This is a genomic window from Porphyromonas somerae DSM 23386, from assembly GCF_000372405.1.
GTDB classification, from domain to species: Bacteria; Bacteroidota; Bacteroidia; order Bacteroidales; family Porphyromonadaceae; genus Porphyromonas_A; species Porphyromonas_A somerae.
This window is the reverse complement of sequence record NZ_AQVC01000043.1, coordinates 1-20141: the sequence shown is the minus strand read 5'-3', so window position 1 is coordinate 20141 and position 20141 is coordinate 1. Positions and strand designations below refer to the sequence as shown.

Sequence of the window (20141 nt, the reverse complement as noted above, 5' to 3'; positions counted from 1 at the left end):
CCTTAGTACCTCAATAATTGCACTTCGGTTTAGAACTTAGACCTGCCTAATCTACGCATCAAGGTTACGATTGCCTTTTGGAACTTCACTGTCTTTGCCAGCTTGTCCGCTTGACACGCCTTAGTATTAGGTTTCTGTTCGTCAGGCCACGAATTCGCTATTGCTTCTTCTCTCCCAAGGGTCACCCCTTGAAACTTGCAAGTCGCTATGGGGTTCGTTGGCAACTACGCCCCGGGTGGACTTTCACCACAGATGTATGACATGCCCGTCATACCAATTAAAAGAGAGGTGAGCGTTTGGCTCACCTCTCTTTTCTTTTTATAGGTCAAAAAGAGGAGGGGAGCTTACTCCCCTCCTCTTAATTACATTCGTGTAAGATACCGTAAGGTATTACAACCGCTTAACATACTCCTTTTGCTCCTCAGGCTCGGGTAGGAAATCCTCACAGTCATCCATGTAAGCAATCACATCGCCCTTACGTACGTGCGCACCTTGGTCGGCTACAATCTCACGGATACGTCCAGAGATACCAGCCTTGACATCTACGGTATAGAGTACATTGGTCTGGATAAAGCACATCTTGCTACCAGCTCTATAAGAAGTACCAACTGCTGGTGCAGCAGACTGGTCCTCAAAGTCTAGCTCCCAGAATACTTGTCCACTTACGGGAGCAGTAACAGGGATATAATTGGCTCTAACGAGTTCCTTCACGTCATCAGCTGTATAACCCTTCTTAGCCTGATCCTCAGCACGTAGCTTAGCCAAGTCCGCCTCAAAGCGCTCTTTAGCTACGCCACTCTTATAGTCGCGATACTGCTGTTCGTGCATTGCCAATTCGAATAGCTCCTCATCGTCCTGACCATAGTCCCAACCCTCTTCATCCATGATCTTACGATACTTATCCAGCTCATCTGGGTAGTAGTCTTGTGGGTTGGCATCGGTAAACTCCTCGCCCTTCTCCTTAGCTAGCTCTATAATCTCTGGAGCCAGGGTGCCTGGTAGCTTGCCAGACTTTCCTGTGATCATACCCCAAGTATTCTTATCAATAGCCTGCCAACGTCCTTCGCCACGCTCCATATTGAATACATTCATTAGGGCAACGTTCTTGACATACTGGCTAAATGGAGTTACCAATGGTGGGTTACCCAGCTTTGGCCATACATATTCCACCTCCTTAAAGAGCTTTACCATCAAGTCATCAATGGTCAGCTCAGGCTCATTATTTTGCTTATGATACATATTGATCGCAGAGTGGATACCCTTTAGGTCGGCCATCATAGATCCCATCATACCACCTGGCAATCCACAACCCACGAGTAGAGAAGAAGACTGTAGATTACCAAAGTTTGTAAAGTAGCCCAAGAAATCATCCAAGAACTCCTGAGTCATACTCCTTACTTTCATATATGCATTCATATTGATTTCAGGCACATCAAAGCCATCTGCCTTAAGCATCGCTTGTATGGTAATTACATCAGGGTGAATCTTACCCCAAGCTAGTGGCTCTACTGCACAGTCAAGGATATCAGCACCAGCACGAGCCACCTCTAGCATAGAAGCTGGAGAAAAACCAGGACCAGAGTGGCCGTGGTACTGTACAATTACATCAGGATTATACTCCTTAATTGCCTTAACCACCTTACCAAGAAGAGTAGGCCTACCAATACCAGCCATATCCTTCAAGCAAATCTCAGGAGCACCAGCATCGATCAGTTGCTTAGCGATACCTGTGTAGTACTCAGCGGTATGGATAGGTGAGTGAGTAATACAAAGAACAGCCTGAGGGATCATCCCTGCCTCCTTGGCATATTGGATAGAAGGGATAATGTTACGCACATCATTAAGACCACAGAAGATACGAGTAATATCGACTCCTTGTGCCTTTTTCACCTTGTACATCAAACGCCTTACATCAGCTGGTACAGGGTACATACGAAGTGCGTTCAAGCCACGGTCAAGCATATGTGTTTGGATGCCCGCCTCATTAAAGGCTTTTGTGAAGGCTCTTACTGCCTTATTTGGGTTTTCGCCATAGAGTAGTTGAACTTGTTCAAAAGCTCCACCATTAGTCTCTACACGTGCCCAGCACCCCATCTCCACGATGAGTGGTGCCACTCTAGCCAATTGGTCAGCTCTTGGTTGGTATTTACCAGAGCTCTGAAACATATCTCGGTATACGAGACTAAACTTAATAGATTTCTTTGCCATATTCAATGCTGCATCTGTTAGGTATTTATATAGTTTATATTATCACGTTTATAATTTCTTCGCTGCCATATCACTGAGGTGTGAACGCTCACCCTGCACAAGATTGACGTGACCAAAGAAGTCCTCTCCCCTCATCCTCTCAATCATATAGGCAAGACCATTGCTCCTACTATCAAGATAAGGGCTATCAATTTGATGCACATCACCAGTGAATATCATACGCGTATTATCACCAGCACGCGTAATTACCGTCTTTATCTCCTGAGGAGTTAGGTTTTGAGCCTCATCAATGATACAAATTACATTAGAAAGGCTACGCCCTCTAATATAGGCAAGTGCCTCGATCACTAGCTTCTCGCTCGAAAGCATATCTTCCAACTTTCTCACTTGGCTAGAGTTCTCACCAAACTGAGCCTTAATCACATTAAGGTTATCAAACAATGGCTGCATATAGGGCATAATCTTCTGCTTGTAGTCACCAGGGAGAAATCCCAAGTCTTTATTGGCAAGCGAAACGATCGGACGAGCCAGTAAGATTTGCTGGTAATCCTCTTCCTGTGCAAGTGCTGCTGCGAGAGCGAGTAAGGTCTTTCCCGTTCCTGCTGTACCTGTCATTCCAATTAGGGATATTGACTGATCAGCTAGGAGATCAAATGCCATTGTTTGCTCCGCATTTCTAGGGGTAATACCCATAAAGGTCCGTTTTTCAATGCGGCGAACGCTCTCTCCAGTACTTAAAGTCCTCACCAAGACCGAGCTCTGTGGGCTTTTGAGAATAAAAGTTTGATTGGGAATAGGAGCAGATGGCAATGATAGCTCACTTACTGGCAGACCTTCATTACCAGCACTATATAATGAATCAACCACTGCTGGGTCATCCACTTCCACCTCGCTAAAGTCGGAAGTAGAAATATCCTCCACATCCACCTTGTCGGTAGTATAATCCTCGGCTTTCAATCCTAATGAAAGAGCTTTGATCCGTAGATTAAAGTCTTTAGTCACCAGTATTGTTGGTAGGTCAGAGTGCTCAGAGAGAGTAAGTGCTGCAGATAGTATCCTATGATCATTTAGGTCTTCCTTAAATACTTCTGATACCTTACTGTGATGCTGCCCACTAGTTAGTATAAATACTTTACCTCCGTCGGCATTAATAAGCACCCCATTTTCCTCAATCTTGACACCATTATCCTTAGCAGAAGAGTCAGCCTCAGCACCACCAATGATTTCATTAAGTGTGCGAGTAAAAGCCCGAGCATTAAAATTGATTTGCTCGTAACCTTTTTTAAACTTATCCACCTCCTCTAAGACAGTAATTGGTATGTATACATTATTGTCCTGGAAGTTTTTGATACACTTATAATCGTGAAGTATCACGTTGGTATCCAACACATAGTTTTTTTTCGCCATAGTTTATCTCCTTTCACATAGTTATGTCATTCTGGTGGAAAAGTGTTTTTTCATCTCCGCAACACCGACATTACTTCGATATTTGTTATCACTACAAATGTACCTAATTATTTTACAATAACGACATAACTCCCTAATTCTTTTTTCCACCCGACCAATATATGGTAGAGAAAAAAGAGAAGAGGTACATCGTAAAGAACGATATACCTCCTCATTATTACTACGTGTAATGAAGCTTTTGCTTATTGCGCCGCATCCATTTCGGCCATTTTGTCTTCCATACCAAGATTATAGTACACATTATAGAGTGCGGTACGGAATTGAGAATTCTCTGGATCTAAGTTGTGTACCTTCTCTAGGTAAGGTAAGGCCTTTGTATAGAAAGACTTTGCCTTCTCAAGAGCAACAGTATACTTATCTTGATCGGTGATGTTATTGGCTTCATTGATGGCATCAGCACCTTGGTTGAAGTAGACCTGTGCAAGGCCATAGATAGCCTCTTTTGAGTCAGGATTTAGCTCCACTGCCTTGAGGTAGTAGCTCTCCCCAGTCTTGTAATCCTTCTTACCCTCAGTATAGATCTGTCCCATAGTAGAGAGTACTAGTGGATTAGTTGGATCCTTCTCCAATAGTTGATTTAGGAAAGTCAAAGCTTGGTCATTCTCACCTTTAATGATCAAAATATTGGCAAGGTTGGTCAAGAATATTGGCTCTTGTGGTACCACGTCAATAGCCTCCTTAAGAGTATTCTCGTAGCTAACAGTGTCACCAGAATTGATGTACTGAAGTGCGAGAAGCTGGTATACCTCATTTTGGTTAAATGGGACGTCTTTGATGCGCTTCAATTCCTCAATGGCAGCAGTAGTATTATCTTCCATCTGAGTAGCAGCATAGGCAGAGAAGAAAGCCACCTCCATGCTTAATGAGTCAGCAGTAGCGACTGGAGTACCCTCAAACATTGGATGATTCTTCATCTCACCGAATTTTGAGAAATACATATTGGCCTTCTTAAAGTCGCCACTTTGTAGCCCTTCATTACCTGCATTAATCAACTGCGTATAATAGGTGCTCACAGCCTCACGAATCTTCTTCTCAAACTTAGGTCTCACACGGCCCTTATCATTGGGCTGATGATCCAGCTCATACGCCTTCTCATAATAATTAACCATGTCATAAACAGGCTTGTAGAACCCTGCCTCATCCACAGCCTCACCTAGTTGTAGCTTAATAAAGCCTTTCTCTACAGCCTTCTCCTCTACAAATCCAGCCACATACCATGCGTGAGCCGAATTAGCGGTCTCTGGGTTTTCCAAAGTGGTCTTGATTAATTGTCGAGCTGCATTGATATCAGCCTTATCACGCTTCACGGTACGCTCTACCTCTTTTACCACTTTCTCTTGTGCAAAAGCTGGCACTACTAAAAAAGCACCTAGCAAAACAGACAGTGTACCTAAGAAAAATCTCTTCTTCATATCTTCTAATCTTTTTATTAGTAATAATATTTATTCTCTTTTACTTCTCAATAGTATGACCCTACACGGTCGGTAAGGTTTAATCAATTACTCCTGGTCAGAATCGTGATCTGCATGATCGTCTGAGAACTCGCTATCATCTATATCCGCACCATCAGCTTCGTAAACACCTTCGTCACGCTCCTCCACTTCAGGCTGCTGCTCCTCTTCCGAGAGCACTCTACAGGTACTAGCTATCTCATCGCCACGCTTTGAGAGGTTGATCAGCTTCACACCTTGAGTATTTCTACCAATCACGGAGATATCTTTCATACTCGTTCGGATGGCCACACCACTCTTATTAATAATCATAATGTCGTGTGCATCCGTAACGCTATGGATTGAGACCAGTTCACCAGTCTTCTCAGTTATCTTAAGAGTAATAACTCCCTTACCTCCTCTATTTCTCAGAGGATAATCCTCAAGGCTAGAGCGCTTACCATATCCATTTTCAGAGATCACCAAGATTGTCTCCTCCTCTGGCTTCTTAATGCATACAGCTCCGACCAGCTCATCACCGTCCTCTTCCAAACGCATTCCCCGTACCCCCATAGAAGAACGTCCTAGAGGCCTAAGCACACTCTCAGAGAAGCGTACAGCTCTACCCTTTCGACTTCCCAATACAAAGTCGCACTTACCATTGGATAGCATCACACTCACTACCTTATCATCGTCACGTAGCTTTATCGCTATAATACCAGACTGGCGTGGCCTTGAGAAATCCTTAAGTCTTGACTTACGTACCAATCCACTCTTCGTGAAGAAGGTAAGATAATGGGTATTTACAAATTCCTCGTCAGTAGTTAAGTCTTTTACTCTTAGGACTGCATTAACTCTATTATCGGCATCCAAATTGAGAAGGTTTTGAATTGCTCTTCCCTTAGAGTTGCGAGCTCCTTCAGGAATCTCAAATACGCGAAGCCAATAGCACCGACCCTGCTCTGTAAAGAATAGCAAAGTAGCATGCATAGAGGCACTGTAGATATACTCCACGAAGTCCTCATCGCGAGTATCGCTACCCTTAGCCCCTACTCCACCCCTACTCTGAGCGTGAAAGTCGGCAAGTGGTGTACGCTTGATATATCCCATATGAGAGATGGTTATCACCATATCCTCATCGGCATAGAAATCTTCTGGATTCATATCGGCAGTAGCATAAACGATATCACTTCGTCTATCATCTCCATACTTTTCAATGATTTCGCGAAGCTCATCACTGATGACGCCATAAAGAAGATTTTCATCAGCAAGCAGGCTCTTGAAATAGGTCACTCGCTCCGACACCTCATCGTATTCAGCATGTAGCTTTTCTAGCTCCATACCTGTCAACTGACCAAGACGCATCTCTACAATAGAGCGTGCCTGAATTTGTGAAAGGTTAAAGCGAGCCATCAGCCGCTCAATAGCATCAGACTGCTTTTCCGAGCTCTTAATGATCGCTATTACCTCATCTATATTATCAGCAGCTATGATTCGTCCTTCGAGGATATGGAGCCGCTCCTCTGCCTTTCTCAGATCGTAGGTAGTACGCCTAGTTACCACCTCAAAGCGGTGCTTCACAAACTCCCCAATTAAGTCCTTAAGGTTCAACAATTGAGGACTGCCATTGACAAGTGCAATATTATTGACGCTGAACGAGCTCTGCAATGTGGTCATCTTGTAGAGCTTGTTGAGTACTACACCCGCATTGGCATCTCGCTTGATATCAATGACAATGCGCATACCTGTCTTACCACTCGACTCATCCTGCACATTGCTGATTCCATCAATCTTTTTTGTGGTGGCAAGGTCGGCGATACTCTTCACCAAGTCCTTCTTTATCACATTGTAGGGGATCTCTGTAATTACGATCTGCTCGTGCTGACCATCTACCTCTATCTCCGCTCTACCACGAATAACGATTCGACCCCGTCCGGTCTCAAAAGCCTCCTTCACTCCTTGGTATCCATAAATCGTACCACCGGTAGGAAAGTCTGGAGCCTTTACGTACTCCATAAGTTCTGCCACAGAGATATCGCCACGCTTATCAATATAGGCCAATGCCCCCTCAAGCACTTCTTTCAGGTTATGAGGAGCCATATTAGTGGCCATACCCACAGCGATACCCGATGCACCATTCACCAAAAGATTTGGAATACGGCTAGGGAGTACAGATGGTTCCACAGTAGAGTCATCGTAATTGGGCACCATATCTACCGTCTCCTTATTGATATCAGAGAGCATCTCCATAGCCAATGGAGCCAATCTACTCTCCGTATATCGCATCGCAGCAGGGCCATCACCGTCTACTGAGCCAAAGTTACCATGAGGGTCTACTAGCGTGTAGCGCATACTCCACTCCTGTGCCAAGCGCACCAGAGCGAGATATATGGAGCTATCGCCGTGGGGGTGGTACTTACCCATCACATCACCCACAGTACGAGCACACTTCTTATAGGGCTTATCAGGGGTATTTCCCAACTCATTCATCCCATAGAGGATGCGCCTATGTACAGGCTTAAAGCCATCACGCACATCAGGCAATGCACGGCTCACTATCACAGACATTGCATAGTCGATATACGCCGACTTCATCTGCTCCTCTAGATTTACCTCAATTACCTTTCCCCCCTGTTTATTATCCTCTTGCATCAGTATCTAAAAACTTTTTCGACTCTTATCAACCTATGTAACAAGTATAAATCGGTCAAAAACCAATTCATCATCGCCACAATTCTTTAGCCAAAGGTACAAAAAAATTACAACTAAGCCTACATTATAAGTCAAGAGATCTGGGATTGCACATTGAGGAAGCCAAACATCAGGGCTCGACTAGCTACGAATCCATTTTACCCTTACGAGGCACTCTGCAATCCATAATTTTCAAACCATGAAATTAGACGGAAAACCAGACAATGTTGGTTCACAGACACCATCTTCGCAATCATCTGGCATTCAACACCATACAAAAGCGTCTATCGAGATGCAACTAAGCAATTGGCGAGTTGCATCCCAGCAAATGCTTAGTTGCAACTCGCCAATTGCTTAGTTGCATCTCGACTTTTGCCCTACTAGCATAGAGGTTTATGGAGGGCTTGGGGCAGGCTCTCCTCTGACTTGGTTGCCACAACAAATCGGATCGCCTAGTAAGTCCTTACCCATAGACACTCAGTGCACGGTAAAACACCAGAAATACCAGAAAGGAAGGATAAACAGCTTGATACTTAGTGCTAAATTGCTATATTTGCATAATTAATTACTAGTGTATACGTAACGTAATAGATATGACAATGCAAATAAGAAAGGCTGTATATAGATCCTTGGCTTTCTATATACTATTCATAGTCACCTTGAGTGCAAATGCACAGCAAGGACATAAAGAGCATATTGTAGCAAAAGGGGAGACATTATATAGGATTAGTCTGAATTATGGAGTAACCATTGAGGATATCTGCCGATTAAACCCTCATGCTGCTCAAAGCATTAGAGTGGGAGAAAAGCTAATCATCCCGATGGACCAAACAAGTGACAACACCCCAAATAAAAACACTCCAATTTACCACAAGGTGGAAATGGGGGAGACCCTATACTCTATTGCTCGAAAATATGGAGTATCGGTCAATTCAATTTTATCTGCCAACTCTTCCATAAATAATGCCGATAAACTTTCTCAAGGCATCATCATTGTCATACCTCAATCTACATCCGAGAGTGGTGTCTACCGTTCTGAAGGGTCAAAGCCTTCGCCAGTGCCTACCAATGGAAGTATTACAGGCTTAATTGCATATAAAGTACCGGCTGGAGCCACAATATATAGTTTGCTCCAAGTGACTGGGTGGAGCGAAGAGCAGCTCTATCACTACAATCCTCAGATCAAGAATGGATTGAAAGCAGATGCTACAATACTGATTCCAGACAACACCCTTGCCAATAATGAGGCACTGGGAAGTCGCCCCGCATTTCCCGTAGCTAGTGGTTTTACTGTAGCACTTGCCCTACCCTTTAGCGAAGACAAAGGACGCCGATTTAGTATGTACTATGAGGGATTCTTAATGGCTCTACTTGAAGCGAAGAAGAGCGGAATGAGCATTCACCTCCATGCAGTTGATTGTAGCGACCAAAAGCTTGAAAGCTCAATAGCCGCCCTCAACGGACTTCCGAAGATTGATATGATTTTAGGAGGCGTCTCAGACACCTCTATTGATAAGCTATCACAGATTGCAAAGGTGAAGGGAGCCTCTTACGTCATCCCATTTACATCAAGAGATTATCCTCAAGTTGCACGTAGGAACTCTAAGACTTATCAAGTCAACACCCCGCATAAAGCACTCTACAAAACGGTAGCACAGAAGTTTATTCAAGAATTCCGCAACTTCCACATTCAATTTGTGAGGAGCAACTATGATCAAAGTAATAAGGACGACTTCATTTCGATATTACAGGGTGAATTAGACAAATACAAAGTGTCGTACAGTGAGATTGATCTAGCCCTATTCAGCAATCTAAATACAGTCAACAACCTTTCATCCCAAAGTTCCCAAGTAGTTGTGGTGCCAGATGTAGGGTCGTTGTCAGTCGCCAAGAGTATACTTGAGACGCTTAATGTTGCTAGAGACAGCCTATCAGTCACCAATATCATACCCTTCGGATATCCTGAATGGCAAACCTACTCGCACTCTCTTGGCAATGATCTGAAAGTGAATAAAGCTATTTTCTATACTACCTTTTTTGTGGATCCCGAGAGTACTACTTACAAAAGCTTTGAAAGTCAATTTTCAAAATGGTTCAACCATGGTCTAGGCTCCACTTACCCACGCTACAGCTTGCTCGGCTATGATACAGCGAGCTTTTTCCTTGGACGCTTATCCTCAAAAAATAACAGGTCGGAGATGTCTTGGAATGGGGTGCAGAGCAAATTTGATTTCGTTAGCCGACCAGGGAATGGGGAATTCAAAAGTAACCTAGGAGTATTTTTCGTGCAATATCAAGAAAGAGGGGAGGCTAGGAGATTTTGATGAAGCGTTTATTTTTCACTACACTTACAGCACTACTGCTAGTAGCCATTGATGGTGCTGCGCAAGGTGAGCCAGAACCTTTTCAGCGCAAGTTTATGGTAGGACCTACCGCTGGTGTTAACCTGAGCAACCTCATCTTCACACCTAGGGTACAACAGGGCCCCAAGATTGGCTTTGATGCAGGGCTGGTGATGCGATACGATATTGGCTACGTGTACAACCTCTCCAATGTCGTTGGAGGAATTTGGATCGAATTTGATTATTCTCAGAGAGGGTGGATGGAGAAGCCGAAAGACCTAGAGGAGCCATACAACCAGTTAGGGCTATTCTATGATCGCACGCTCACCTTCGTCAATATGCCTATAATGACCCAATTAACCTTTGGCAAGAAGGCTCTAAAGCTAACCATTGATATGGGGGCTCACTTTGGCTATCTCATTTCCGAAAGCTCTAAGAGCAATTTTGGCGACCAAAAGATACCTGGTGTCGTCACCCGCCAGCATGAGATGCCCGTTGAAAACAAGTTTGCATGGGGTATCGGTGGCGGTGTAGGCACAGAGTATCATTTTTCACATTTCGTTGCAGGTATAAGGGGCTCATACGTTTATGGACTTGGAGAGATCTATGGCAATTCACGGAGCGATTACTTTGGCAAATCCTCAGAGCAGATAATAGCGATAAAAACCTACCTACTCTATTCTTTTTAGAACATAAGGTCTTTGCCTACCACTAAATACTAGCAACCTTATTGTCGAAATATTAGAGGCACTGAATCTTTTAATTGATACCCTTGTATATTTCGATTAATATCAGTAATTTTGTAACTCATTTATCAAAATCACCTCCTTTCTGTTCCTTATGCATACGCGGAGACGGAGAGGAATTATTTATATTACATATGAAACCAGTTAATATAGAACGTCACTTAGGCTGCGACTGCTATGCTGGCAACAACAAAACCAGTGCTTATAAAGAGGTAGCAATGAAGCCTGAGCAAAAAGAAGAGATAAAGAGTGGCGATAAGACACTCCTTATTTTTGTGGATAGCAGTGATACTCGCTACAGTATCACCAACGATCTCGACCCCACCTCCACTGATATCAACGAGACCCGCAATGCCCCTTTTGGGATGCTTGTTGAGAGTAACAACACACTCTCGATCACATTAGGATGTGAAGGCACCTTACAGATATTTATGTTTGATAGGCTCTCTCATCTCTGCAGTGGCTACACTTTCAACAACTTGAGAAAATACGCTCCTATTACCATGGTTCACCGCACCATTGAAATCTATGAGCCACTAAAGCTGAGCTTGATGACCATTCATCGATTCTACCAAGATGGGCTTCAATGCGTAGAGATTATGGAGCAAAAACTAAAGGAGGTATTCTTTGTACTTGCAGGATACTACAAACCTGAAGTACTTGGAGAGCTCTTGGCACCACTACTTAGGAAAGAGGTAGACTTCAAAGAGTTCGTTATCATGAATCACTATAGAGCTAAGTCGGTCCAAGACCTAGCCGATATGCGTAGAATTGATATCCGCAAGTTCAATAAGCTATTTAAGGAGACCTTCAACGTGCCCCCATACACATGGATGCTAGACCGCAAGGCAGAGATGATTGAAGAACGCTTGGCGGATCCCACCGTACCTTTCAAAGACATTATGGAGGAGTTCAGATTCTCTAGTCCAAGCCACTTTACCGTATTCTGTCGTAGGCAGTTCAATAAAACCCCTTCACAGCATCGCAAGGAGCTAGTCAGAGAAGAGGCAGAGAAAAGAGCTGCTGAGAGAAGAGCCAATAATATGCATTACTACAGAACCAACTATTCTGATAAGTAATTCACATTCCATAATTAGTAAAAAGAGTGAGGTACACTGTGTAGTGTACCTCACTCTTTTTTTGTCCGAAATACTTGTATTTAGACGTTAAACCTAAAGTGCATCACATCTCCATCCTGCACTACGTAGTCCTTACCTTCGACTGAGAGCTTACCAGCCTCTTTAACCGCTTGCTCACTCCCGTAGTGGATAAAGTCTTCATACTTAATCACCTCAGCGCGAATGAATCCCTTCTCAAAGTCAGTATGAATCACTCCCGCTGCTTGTGGAGCCTTCCACCCCTTAGTATAAGTCCATGCTCGCACCTCCTGTACACCGGCAGTAAAGTAGGTCTCCAGATTAAGCAAAGCATAGGCACTTCTAATCAGCCTAGATACCCCACTCTCCTCTAGTCCTACTGCTTCAAGGAACTCCTGGCGCTCTTCATACGTTTCCAATTCAGCAATTTCGCTCTCCGTCTGAGCGGCAATTACCAATAGCTCAGCGTCCTCCTCCTTAATTGCCTCGCGTACAGCATCAACATACTTGTTGCCGTCCACAGCAGAGGCTTCGTCCACATTACAGACATAGAGGATTGGCTTAGCCGTCAATAGGTAGAGCTCTTTCATCGCTTTCTGCTCTTCAGGCAAATCAAAGCTAAGCGATCGTGCAGACTTTCCTTGTAGTAACACCTCACGAACTTGCGAGAGGACATTAAAGAGTACCTTAGCTTGAGCATCGCCACCAGTTTTGGCCTGCTTCTCCACCCTCTGAATGCGGCTTTCCACCGTCTCCAGATCTTTCAGCTGAAGCTCTACATCGATCACCTCCTTATCACGTACTGGATCCACCTTGCCATCGACGTGAGTAATATTATCATCGTCAAAGCACCTCAATACATGGATAATGGCATCAGTCTCACGGATATTGGCCAAAAACTTATTACCTAGTCCTTCGCCCTTACTCGCTCCCTTTACTAGTCCTGCAATATCTACGATCTCCACAGTCGTTGGGACTATACGATTGGGGTGAACCAATTCAGCCAATTTATTTAGTCGATTATCTGGTACGGTAATCACACCCACATTGGGCTCAATCGTACAAAACGGGAAGTTGGCCGACTGAGCCTTTGCATTCGAAAGGCAATTAAATAGGGTTGATTTCCCTACATTTGGGAGCCCTACGATTCCACACTGTAATGCCATATTTACTTACTTTTACTCTGATTTAAACTCTCTCTATACTCTTGAAGATGTCCCATAAGATCAATAGGATTAGAGACCTTTTCGTCGCTTAGTGCCACTTGGATCACCTCCTTAATATCCTTAACATACACGAAGTTAAGTCCCTTGATATAGATATCCTTGATCTCCTCTATATCCTTCCTATTCTCTTCACACAAGATAATGGTCTTGATTCCATACCGCTTGGCGGCAAGGATTTTCTCCTTGATGCCTCCTACAGGGAGCACCTTACCCCGAAGAGTAATCTCTCCCGTCATCGCTATCTGAGGATTCACCTTACGCTGAGTGAATGTAGAGATAAGGGAAGTAACCAAAGTGATACCTGCACTAGGTCCATCCTTAGGAATAGCCCCTTCAGGAACGTGGATATGCACATTCCAGCACTCAAATAGATCCGCAGGAATATCGTACAGACTGCTATGGCTCTTAATATACTCCATAGCCAAAATGGCCGATTCCTTCATCACATCGCCAAGGTTACCAGTGATGGTAAGTTTACCCGCCGTCCTAGCTGGACTTATAGCACTCTCTACTAAGAGAGTTTCCCCTCCCACGCTAGTCCATGCGAGTCCCGTCACCACACCAGCATTGTCATTGCCCTCATACTGCTCCGACAAAAACCTGGGTGATCCTAGATACTCTTTGAGATCTTTTGGGGCAATAGTAATCGGACTACCCCCTTCAGCTACAGCATCTTCATCAGCCACCTTTCTTGCCACCTTACGCAGCAATGAAGCAATCGTCTTTTCTAATTGGCGCACACCACTTTCACGCGTATACCCATCGATCAATGCTGCAATCGTCTTGCGAGAGATCTTCACCTGACTCTTCTTAAGTCCATGATTAGCGATCTCCTTAGGCACCAGATGCCTCATAGCAATCTCCACCTTTTCCTCTAGGATATAACCACTTACCTCGATCATCTCCATACGGTCACGGAGCGGTGCTGGGATATCCCCCACATTATTGGCAGTGGCTATAAATAGCGCCTTACTTAGGTCGTAGTCTATATCAAGATAATTATCGTGGAACGTATTATTTTGCTCAGGGTCAAGCACCTCCAAAAGGGCAGAAGAGGGGTCCCCCTTGTAGTCCATCGCTAGCTTATCCACCTCATCAAGCACAAAGACAGGATTAGACGAACCAGCCTTCAAGAACCCCTTAATAATACGCCCAGGCATCGCACCGATATAGGTACGCCTATGGCCTCGGATCTCCGCCTCATCGTGCAGACCGCCGAGCGAAATCCTCACATACTTCCTATTAAGGGCATCAGCAACACTCTTTCCTAGAGAAGTCTTTCCCACTCCAGGAGGGCCATAGAGACAGATAATTGGCGACCTCATATCCCCCTTGAGCTTAAGGACAGCTAAGTGCTCCAGAATACGCTCCTTTACCTTATCTAGGCCAAAATGATCTTTATTCAAAGTCGCCTCAGCGTTCTTAAGGTTGAAGTTATCCTCCGTACACTCACCCCAAGGCAAATCCAATATGGTCTCAAGGTACTGAATCTGGACACTGTAGTCAGGGCTCTGTGCCGACATTCTTTGGAGCTTAGACACCTCCTTCTCAAAAATATCACCGACCTCCTTAGACCACTTCTTAGCCTTAGCTTTTTTCAAAAGCTCCTCCACCTCAAGGTCTTCACCCCCTTGCAGCTCCTCCTTGATCACCTTGATCTGCTGCTGCAGATAGTAATCCTTTTGCTGCTTATCAATATCCACCTTGGTCCTCTGGTGAATCTCATGCTTCAGCTCCTCCTGAGCCAAAGATTTATTGAGCATCCGCTGCACCTGAAAAGCTCTGGTCTTGATATTGTCCAGCATCAGCAACGTCACCTTATCCGTCATAGACTCAGGGAAGTAAACACAAGCGAAGTTGACGATACTCTCCTTATGAGTCAACTTCATCAAAGAGGCCACAAATGGCTTAGGAGCTTCACCCTGAAGGATCAGCTGCTTTACCATCGTCTCCTTAATCAGGTCGGTCAAAGCTTCAAACTCCATATCCTCCTCAGCTGGGTGTACATCCTCAAGGAGTCGATACTTACCCATCCAGAAAGGGTCGCTCTTAGTCAACTCTGTAAGCTCCACCCTCTGTTTCCCTTGTAGGATCACCGTTACCAGATCATCATTTACCTCCAGTACCCTGATCACCTCAGCTATGGTACCATATGGAAATAGATCCTTCATCTCAGGATCCTCCACCTCAGGGTCTTTCTGAGCCACCACAATGATATGGCGATCCCTCTTATTTTCTAAGCTATCTACTATCAGTCTACTCTTCTCTCGCGCCACCATCACAGGTATGGTCACTGCGGGGAAAAGTAGCATATCCCTCAATGGGAGCACCGGAAGCGATTTATTCAGCCTTTTGCTATTAAGACTATAGTCTGGCATAGCGTCATCATCAGGTATGATCATCGGCAATACATTTGGTATCACTCCGTTGTCCTCGTCAAAGTCATTCATATAATAATCAATATTCATCCTTTATTCCTAAAAGTAAAAAACCTCCCAATCACTTACTTAGTAGTAGCAAATAGTATGCCAATCAAAACATAAAGTCCCGATAAAAGTCCAAAGCCTCCTCCCATTGCTTACGAGTTACCTGCTCTGTCATTGGGCAACCCACCTCACTTAGCAATACCATAGTGAGCTCGGCACCCCCAGAATTTTTCTTATCCTTCAAAGCGAACTGCCACATTTCCTCATAATCATCACAAGAAAAAGCAACTCTAGGAAATCTATCTTTCGCCACCCGCACCAACTGAGAGAGCACCTGCTCCTTCAGTCCGTACCATTTATATGAAATATAAAGTGCCACAATTAGCCCCGCCATCACTGCAATACCATGTGGCAATACCTCACCACGAGATATCTTCAGAGCCTCAAGGCTATGAGCCGTAGAATGCCCAAGGTTGAGCACCACTCTTCCACCTTCATCTCGCAGATCAGCAGCCACCACATCCAGTTTATATTGGATCACCTTCGCAATCAAGTCCGGTGCGATGACCTCAAGGTCCAAGGTCTCTTGATAGAGTTCATCACCATCTAAGAGACCATACTTTATCAGCTCCCCCTGACCACTTAGCAGTTCCTGTTTTGGAAGCGTCTCTAAAAAGGCGAGCGACACCCACACCTCATTAGGCTCATAAAATGATCCCACAAGGTTTTTAACCCCTCTGTAATCAATAGCTGTCTTGCCGCCAATACTGGCATCAATCATCCCTAGCAATGTGGTAGGGATATGTATCAGCTGAATGCCCCTCATGTAGGTACTCGCCACAAATCCACCCACATCACTTACCGCACCACCCCCCAACGTGATCAGATAGTCGTAACGAGTATAGCCAAGGTCGGCTAGAGAGTTCCATAAAAACTGAACCACCTCCAGAGACTTTGCCTCCTCTCCAATAGGTACTAGAAGAACATCTACCTGCTCATCATCAATCAATGGATAGCACTGCTCAATAGTATTGTCATCGGCCAGTAGAGCCACCTTGTGCCTACTTGCCAAGTCGTGCACCCTTTCAGCAATGCTCCCAATATCAAGTACTAATGCTTCGGTCTTCCCCAATGAATTACAGATCTAAACTTTCAATGATTTTATCCAGAGCACCCTTCACGCCACTCTTATCCCTACCTCCAGCGGTAGCAAAGTTGGGCTGTCCACCGCCACCACCTTGAATCAGCTTTCCAGCCTCACGCACCAATTGACCAGCATTGAGGCCCTTCTCCACCAATTCATCAGATAGCATCAAGGTCAGCGATGGCTTGTCATTATCTACCGAACCCAAGGCAACAACAAACTTCTTGTCCTTCAGACGAGGCTTCAGAGCGAAGGCCACATCCTTCACCAAACTAGCCGGAGCATCAAGCTGAGCGGTGATCACCTCCACACCCGCCAAAGACTTTGCCGAAGTAAAGAGCTTATCCACCAATTGATGCTTCTGCTGCTCATGAGCTTGCTTCAGCTCCTTGCGTAGCTTTTCATCCTCCTCAATCAGCTTCTTCACCGCCTTTACCAGGTTGGGGGCATTCTGAAGCATCTCCTGCACCTTCAAGATTTTATCTTGCTGCTCAAAGTAATACTCATCTGCCCCTACACCCGTCACCGCTTCAATACGACGGATGCCAGCAGCAATAGAGCTTTCCGAGACAATTCTAAAGGAACCAATCACTCCCGTGCTAGGCACATGGGTACCGCCACAGAACTCAATGGAGTCGCCATATTTTATCACACGAACCTCCTCGCCATACTTTTCACCAAAGAAGGCCATCGCCCCCATTTTCTTTGCCTCTTCAATAGGCATAGAGCGGTGCTCCTCCCTTGTGCTATTCTGCCGAATCGCTTCATTTACCTTCAGCTCCACTAGGCGAAGCTCCTCAAGGCTCATCTTTGCGAAGTGTGAGAAGTCAAATCGAAGTAGCCGATCACTCACATACGATCCCTTCTGCTCCACATGCACACCCAGCACCTCCCTTAGGGCATGGTGCAATAAGTGGGTAGCACTGTGATTCGCTTCAGTCTGTCGCCTCAGTTTCTGATCCACCTTCGCCTCAAAAGTTTGGCTAGGGTTACTAGGAATCTTCTCCAGCACCGAGATAGGGAGGTTATTTTCCTTGATAGTATCCACCACCTTTATCTCCTCTCCATCTTCAGTACCGACCAATACCCCTCTATCGCCAATCTGTCCACCTCCCTCGGCATAGAATGGATTGCGACTAATCACTGCCTGAATCGTCTTTACCTTATTTTGCTCAATCTCACGATACCTCAGTAGCTCAGTCTCCACATCAAGGAAATCATAGCCCACAAACTCCTGTTCGCCGGCGTGCACCTCTACCCAGTCACCCGCAGTAATGTGCGCGGCATTCCTAGCGCGCTCCTTCTGCTTTTTCATCTCCACCTCAAAGCCCTCAAGGTCTGCACTCAACCCTCTTTCCCGTAGGATAAGGTCGGTGAGGTCGGTAGGGAATCCATAGGTATCATATAGCTCGAAGACTACCTTGCCATCTAACATTCGGCTATCACCCATCTCACGGATATGCTGCTCCAATAGAGACATACCCGTCTCTAGGGTGCGGAGGAAAGAGGCCTCCTCCTGCTTGATCACCTTCGTAATGATCTCCTCCTGCTGCTTTAGCTCAGTATAATGGTCGCCCATCGATCCGATAAGGGTCGGTATCAGGCGGTACATAAAGGGCTCGTGCTGGTTGAGGAATGTATAGGCATACCTCACCGCTCTACGAAGGATACGCCTAATCACATAGCCTGCCTTGGCATTACTTGGCAATTGCCCATCAGTAATACTAAAAGCAATCGTGCGGACGTGGTCGGCAATCACCCTCATAGCGATATCCCTCTGCTCATCCTCACCATATTTACTCTGCGACAGCTCTGCAATCTTATCAATCAGTGGGGTAAAGACATCGGTATCATAATTACTCATTTTGCCCTGCAAAGCCATACAGAGGCGCTCCAAGCCCATACCAGTATCAATCACCTTATTAGGCAGACCTACCAGCGAGCCATCGGCCTTGCGATTGTACTGCATAAAGACAAGGTTCCAAATCTCCACCACCTGTGGGTGGTCACGATTCACCAAGCTCTTACCATCCACCTTGGCACGCTCCTCATCGCTACGCAAGTCAATATGAATTTCGGAGCAAGGACCACATGGTCCTGTCTCACCCATCTCCCAAAAATTATCGTGCTTATTGCCATCAATGATGCGCTCCTCTGAAATATGCTCAGCCCAGAAGTCGTGTGCCTCATTATCACGCACTAGCCCCTCACTCTCGGCACCCTCAAAGATCGTCACATACAGGCGGTCTTTATCGATACCATATACCTCCGTAAGTAGCTCCCACGCCCAAGCAATCGCCTCCTTCTTGAAGTAATCACCAAAGCTCCAATTACCTAGCATCTCAAACATCGTGTGGTGGTAGGTATCATGCCCCACCTCCTCCAAGTCGTTGTGCTTGCCACTCACCCTCAAGCACTTCTGACTATCGGTCATTCGGCTATATTTGATCGGCACATTCCCCAGTATGATATCCTTAAACTGATTCATACCAGCATTAGTAAACATAAGTGTAGGATCATCCTTGATCACCATAGGTGCCGAAGGCACCACCTTATGACCCTTACTCTCAAAGAACGCCAAATACTTCCCCCTTATTTCATTAACTGTCATCATATTAATTCAAATATAAGATCAAACGACCAAACCTTCAACTCGCAAAGATACCAAATAGTTAGCAGTTACTCTCCACTAAAATTACACTTCGCTTTAGAACTTAGGGGTTGTCCTCTGTCCTCTCCTGAAACAGTAGACACGCCAACCTTATATTCCGTATGCGTGCGGAATGGATTCCACATAGCTACGGAATACGTTCCGCACGGCTACGGAATACATTCCGCAGGCAAGCGGAATATGTGGACGCTATATTATCGCATTCCTGAATAGGTAGACACTCAGTCAATTCTATTCCTGAATGGGTGTACACATTGTGGCAGAAACCCTACCCTCCCAAAGTAGCACTCTTTTTCATCATATTCAAACAAGTGATATCCAACTACATATCAAAGCAAAAAAATGAGATGCAACAAACCGATTGCTTAGTTGCAACTCGCTTTTTGCTTTGCTGGTATCAAACTAAATTGTTTGCTCCCAACTAAATTCAACCCATAGATGATGAGCGTAGGTGCCGATGTATTTGAGGCTATAAGTAAGGTTACGAATCAGTAATGCCTTAGGTTGTTCGATAAGTACCCTATATGTATATATGTATATTAGAACTAGGTTGGCAGGGATTACGCATTAGAAAAGACTATTGTACGAATGATGATATACAATCTGTTGAGGATAATGGCGTAAGGACCTCGGCAGAGGTCCCTCTTAAATAGGCACAGGTCGGAGGGGCGTTAGCCCCGAACGACCTGTGTG

General features: G+C 45.0%; 11 protein-coding genes. 3 read left to right on the top strand and 8 right to left on the bottom strand.

Features of this window, described 5'->3' with window-relative positions:
• Window positions 1-390: 390 nt before the first annotated feature.
• The 4 genes from A3GK_RS0108380 to gyrA all read right to left on the bottom strand — a co-directional run bounded on the left by A3GK_RS0108380 (window position 391) and on the right by gyrA (window position 7757).
• Complete coding sequence (locus tag A3GK_RS0108380; protein ID WP_018029010.1) at window positions 391-2208, bottom strand: biotin/lipoyl-binding protein; 1818 nt, start codon at window positions 2206-2208, stop codon at window positions 391-393.
• A 48-nt stretch (window positions 2209-2256) separates the two neighbouring features.
• A complete protein-coding gene (locus tag A3GK_RS0108375) occupies window positions 2257-3615 on the bottom strand; it encodes a PhoH family protein (protein WP_018029009.1) in 1359 nt (452 codons plus the stop codon).
• Between the two features lie 242 nt (window positions 3616-3857).
• The gene (locus A3GK_RS0108370) at window positions 3858-5087 is read right to left on the bottom strand and encodes a tetratricopeptide repeat protein (protein ID WP_018029008.1); all 1230 of its coding nucleotides are present in this window, start codon (window positions 5085-5087) and stop codon (window positions 3858-3860) included.
• A gap of 87 nt (window positions 5088-5174) precedes the next feature.
• Window positions 5175-7757: a DNA gyrase subunit A gene (gyrA, locus tag A3GK_RS0108365; RefSeq protein WP_018029007.1), complete on the bottom strand. Its 2583-nt coding sequence runs from the start codon at window positions 7755-7757 to the stop codon at window positions 5175-5177.
• A 632-nt stretch (window positions 7758-8389) separates the two neighbouring features.
• On the opposite strand from gyrA, the gene A3GK_RS0108360 reads away from it, so the two are divergent.
• The 3 genes from A3GK_RS0108360 (at window position 8390) to A3GK_RS0108350 (ending at window position 11963) form a co-directional block, all read left to right on the top strand.
• A complete protein-coding gene (locus A3GK_RS0108360) occupies window positions 8390-10120 on the top strand; it encodes a LysM peptidoglycan-binding domain-containing protein (RefSeq protein WP_244860739.1) in 1731 nt (576 codons plus the stop codon).
• A complete protein-coding gene (locus A3GK_RS0108355; protein ID WP_018029005.1) occupies window positions 10120-10827 on the top strand; it encodes a porin family protein in 708 nt (235 codons plus the stop codon). Before A3GK_RS0108360 ends, A3GK_RS0108355 begins: the two co-directional genes overlap by 1 nt.
• 191 nt (window positions 10828-11018) lie before the next feature.
• The gene (locus A3GK_RS0108350; protein WP_018029004.1) at window positions 11019-11963 is read left to right on the top strand and encodes a helix-turn-helix domain-containing protein; all 945 of its coding nucleotides are present in this window, start codon (window positions 11019-11021) and stop codon (window positions 11961-11963) included.
• Between the two features lie 80 nt (window positions 11964-12043).
• On the opposite strand, the gene ychF is transcribed toward A3GK_RS0108350, so the two are convergent.
• The 4 genes from ychF to alaS form a co-directional block, all read right to left on the bottom strand.
• Complete coding sequence (gene ychF, locus A3GK_RS0108345; protein WP_018029003.1) at window positions 12044-13147, bottom strand: redox-regulated ATPase YchF; 1104 nt, start codon at window positions 13145-13147, stop codon at window positions 12044-12046.
• Between the two features lie 2 nt (window positions 13148-13149).
• Window positions 13150-15675 carry an endopeptidase La gene (lon, locus tag A3GK_RS0108340; RefSeq protein WP_018029002.1) on the bottom strand — a complete coding sequence of 842 codons (2526 nt, stop codon included), beginning with the start codon at window positions 15673-15675 and terminating at the stop codon, window positions 13150-13152.
• Between the two features lie 64 nt (window positions 15676-15739).
• Complete coding sequence (locus tag A3GK_RS0108335) at window positions 15740-16765, bottom strand: 3-dehydroquinate synthase (RefSeq protein WP_018029001.1); 1026 nt, start codon at window positions 16763-16765, stop codon at window positions 15740-15742.
• A 4-nt stretch (window positions 16766-16769) separates the two neighbouring features.
• Window positions 16770-19391 (bottom strand): alanine--tRNA ligase, encoded by a 2622-nt coding sequence (gene alaS / locus A3GK_RS0108330; RefSeq protein ID WP_026161808.1) that lies wholly within the window; start codon window positions 19389-19391, stop codon window positions 16770-16772.
• Between the last annotated feature and the right edge of the window lie 750 nt (window positions 19392-20141).

Coding starts and splice junctions, on each gene's coding strand:
- ychF (WP_018029003.1), bottom strand. CDS start 13,147: ATGGCATTACAGTGTGGAATCGTAGGGCTCCCAAATGTAGGGAAATCA.
- gyrA (WP_018029007.1), bottom strand. CDS start 7,757: ATGCAAGAGGATAATAAACAGGGGGGAAAGGTAATTGAGGTAAATCTA.
- A3GK_RS0108360 (WP_244860739.1), top strand. CDS start 8,390: ATGACAATGCAAATAAGAAAGGCTGTATATAGATCCTTGGCTTTCTAT.
- A3GK_RS0108370 (WP_018029008.1), bottom strand. CDS start 5,087: ATGAAGAAGAGATTTTTCTTAGGTACACTGTCTGTTTTGCTAGGTGCT.
- lon (WP_018029002.1), bottom strand. CDS start 15,675: ATGAATATTGATTATTATATGAATGACTTTGACGAGGACAACGGAGTG.
- A3GK_RS0108355 (WP_018029005.1), top strand. CDS start 10,120: ATGAAGCGTTTATTTTTCACTACACTTACAGCACTACTGCTAGTAGCC.
- A3GK_RS0108380 (WP_018029010.1), bottom strand. CDS start 2,208: ATGGCAAAGAAATCTATTAAGTTTAGTCTCGTATACCGAGATATGTTT.
- A3GK_RS0108350 (WP_018029004.1), top strand. CDS start 11,019: ATGAAACCAGTTAATATAGAACGTCACTTAGGCTGCGACTGCTATGCT.
- alaS (WP_026161808.1), bottom strand. CDS start 19,391: ATGATGACAGTTAATGAAATAAGGGGGAAGTATTTGGCGTTCTTTGAG.
- A3GK_RS0108375 (WP_018029009.1), bottom strand. CDS start 3,615: ATGGCGAAAAAAAACTATGTGTTGGATACCAACGTGATACTTCACGAT.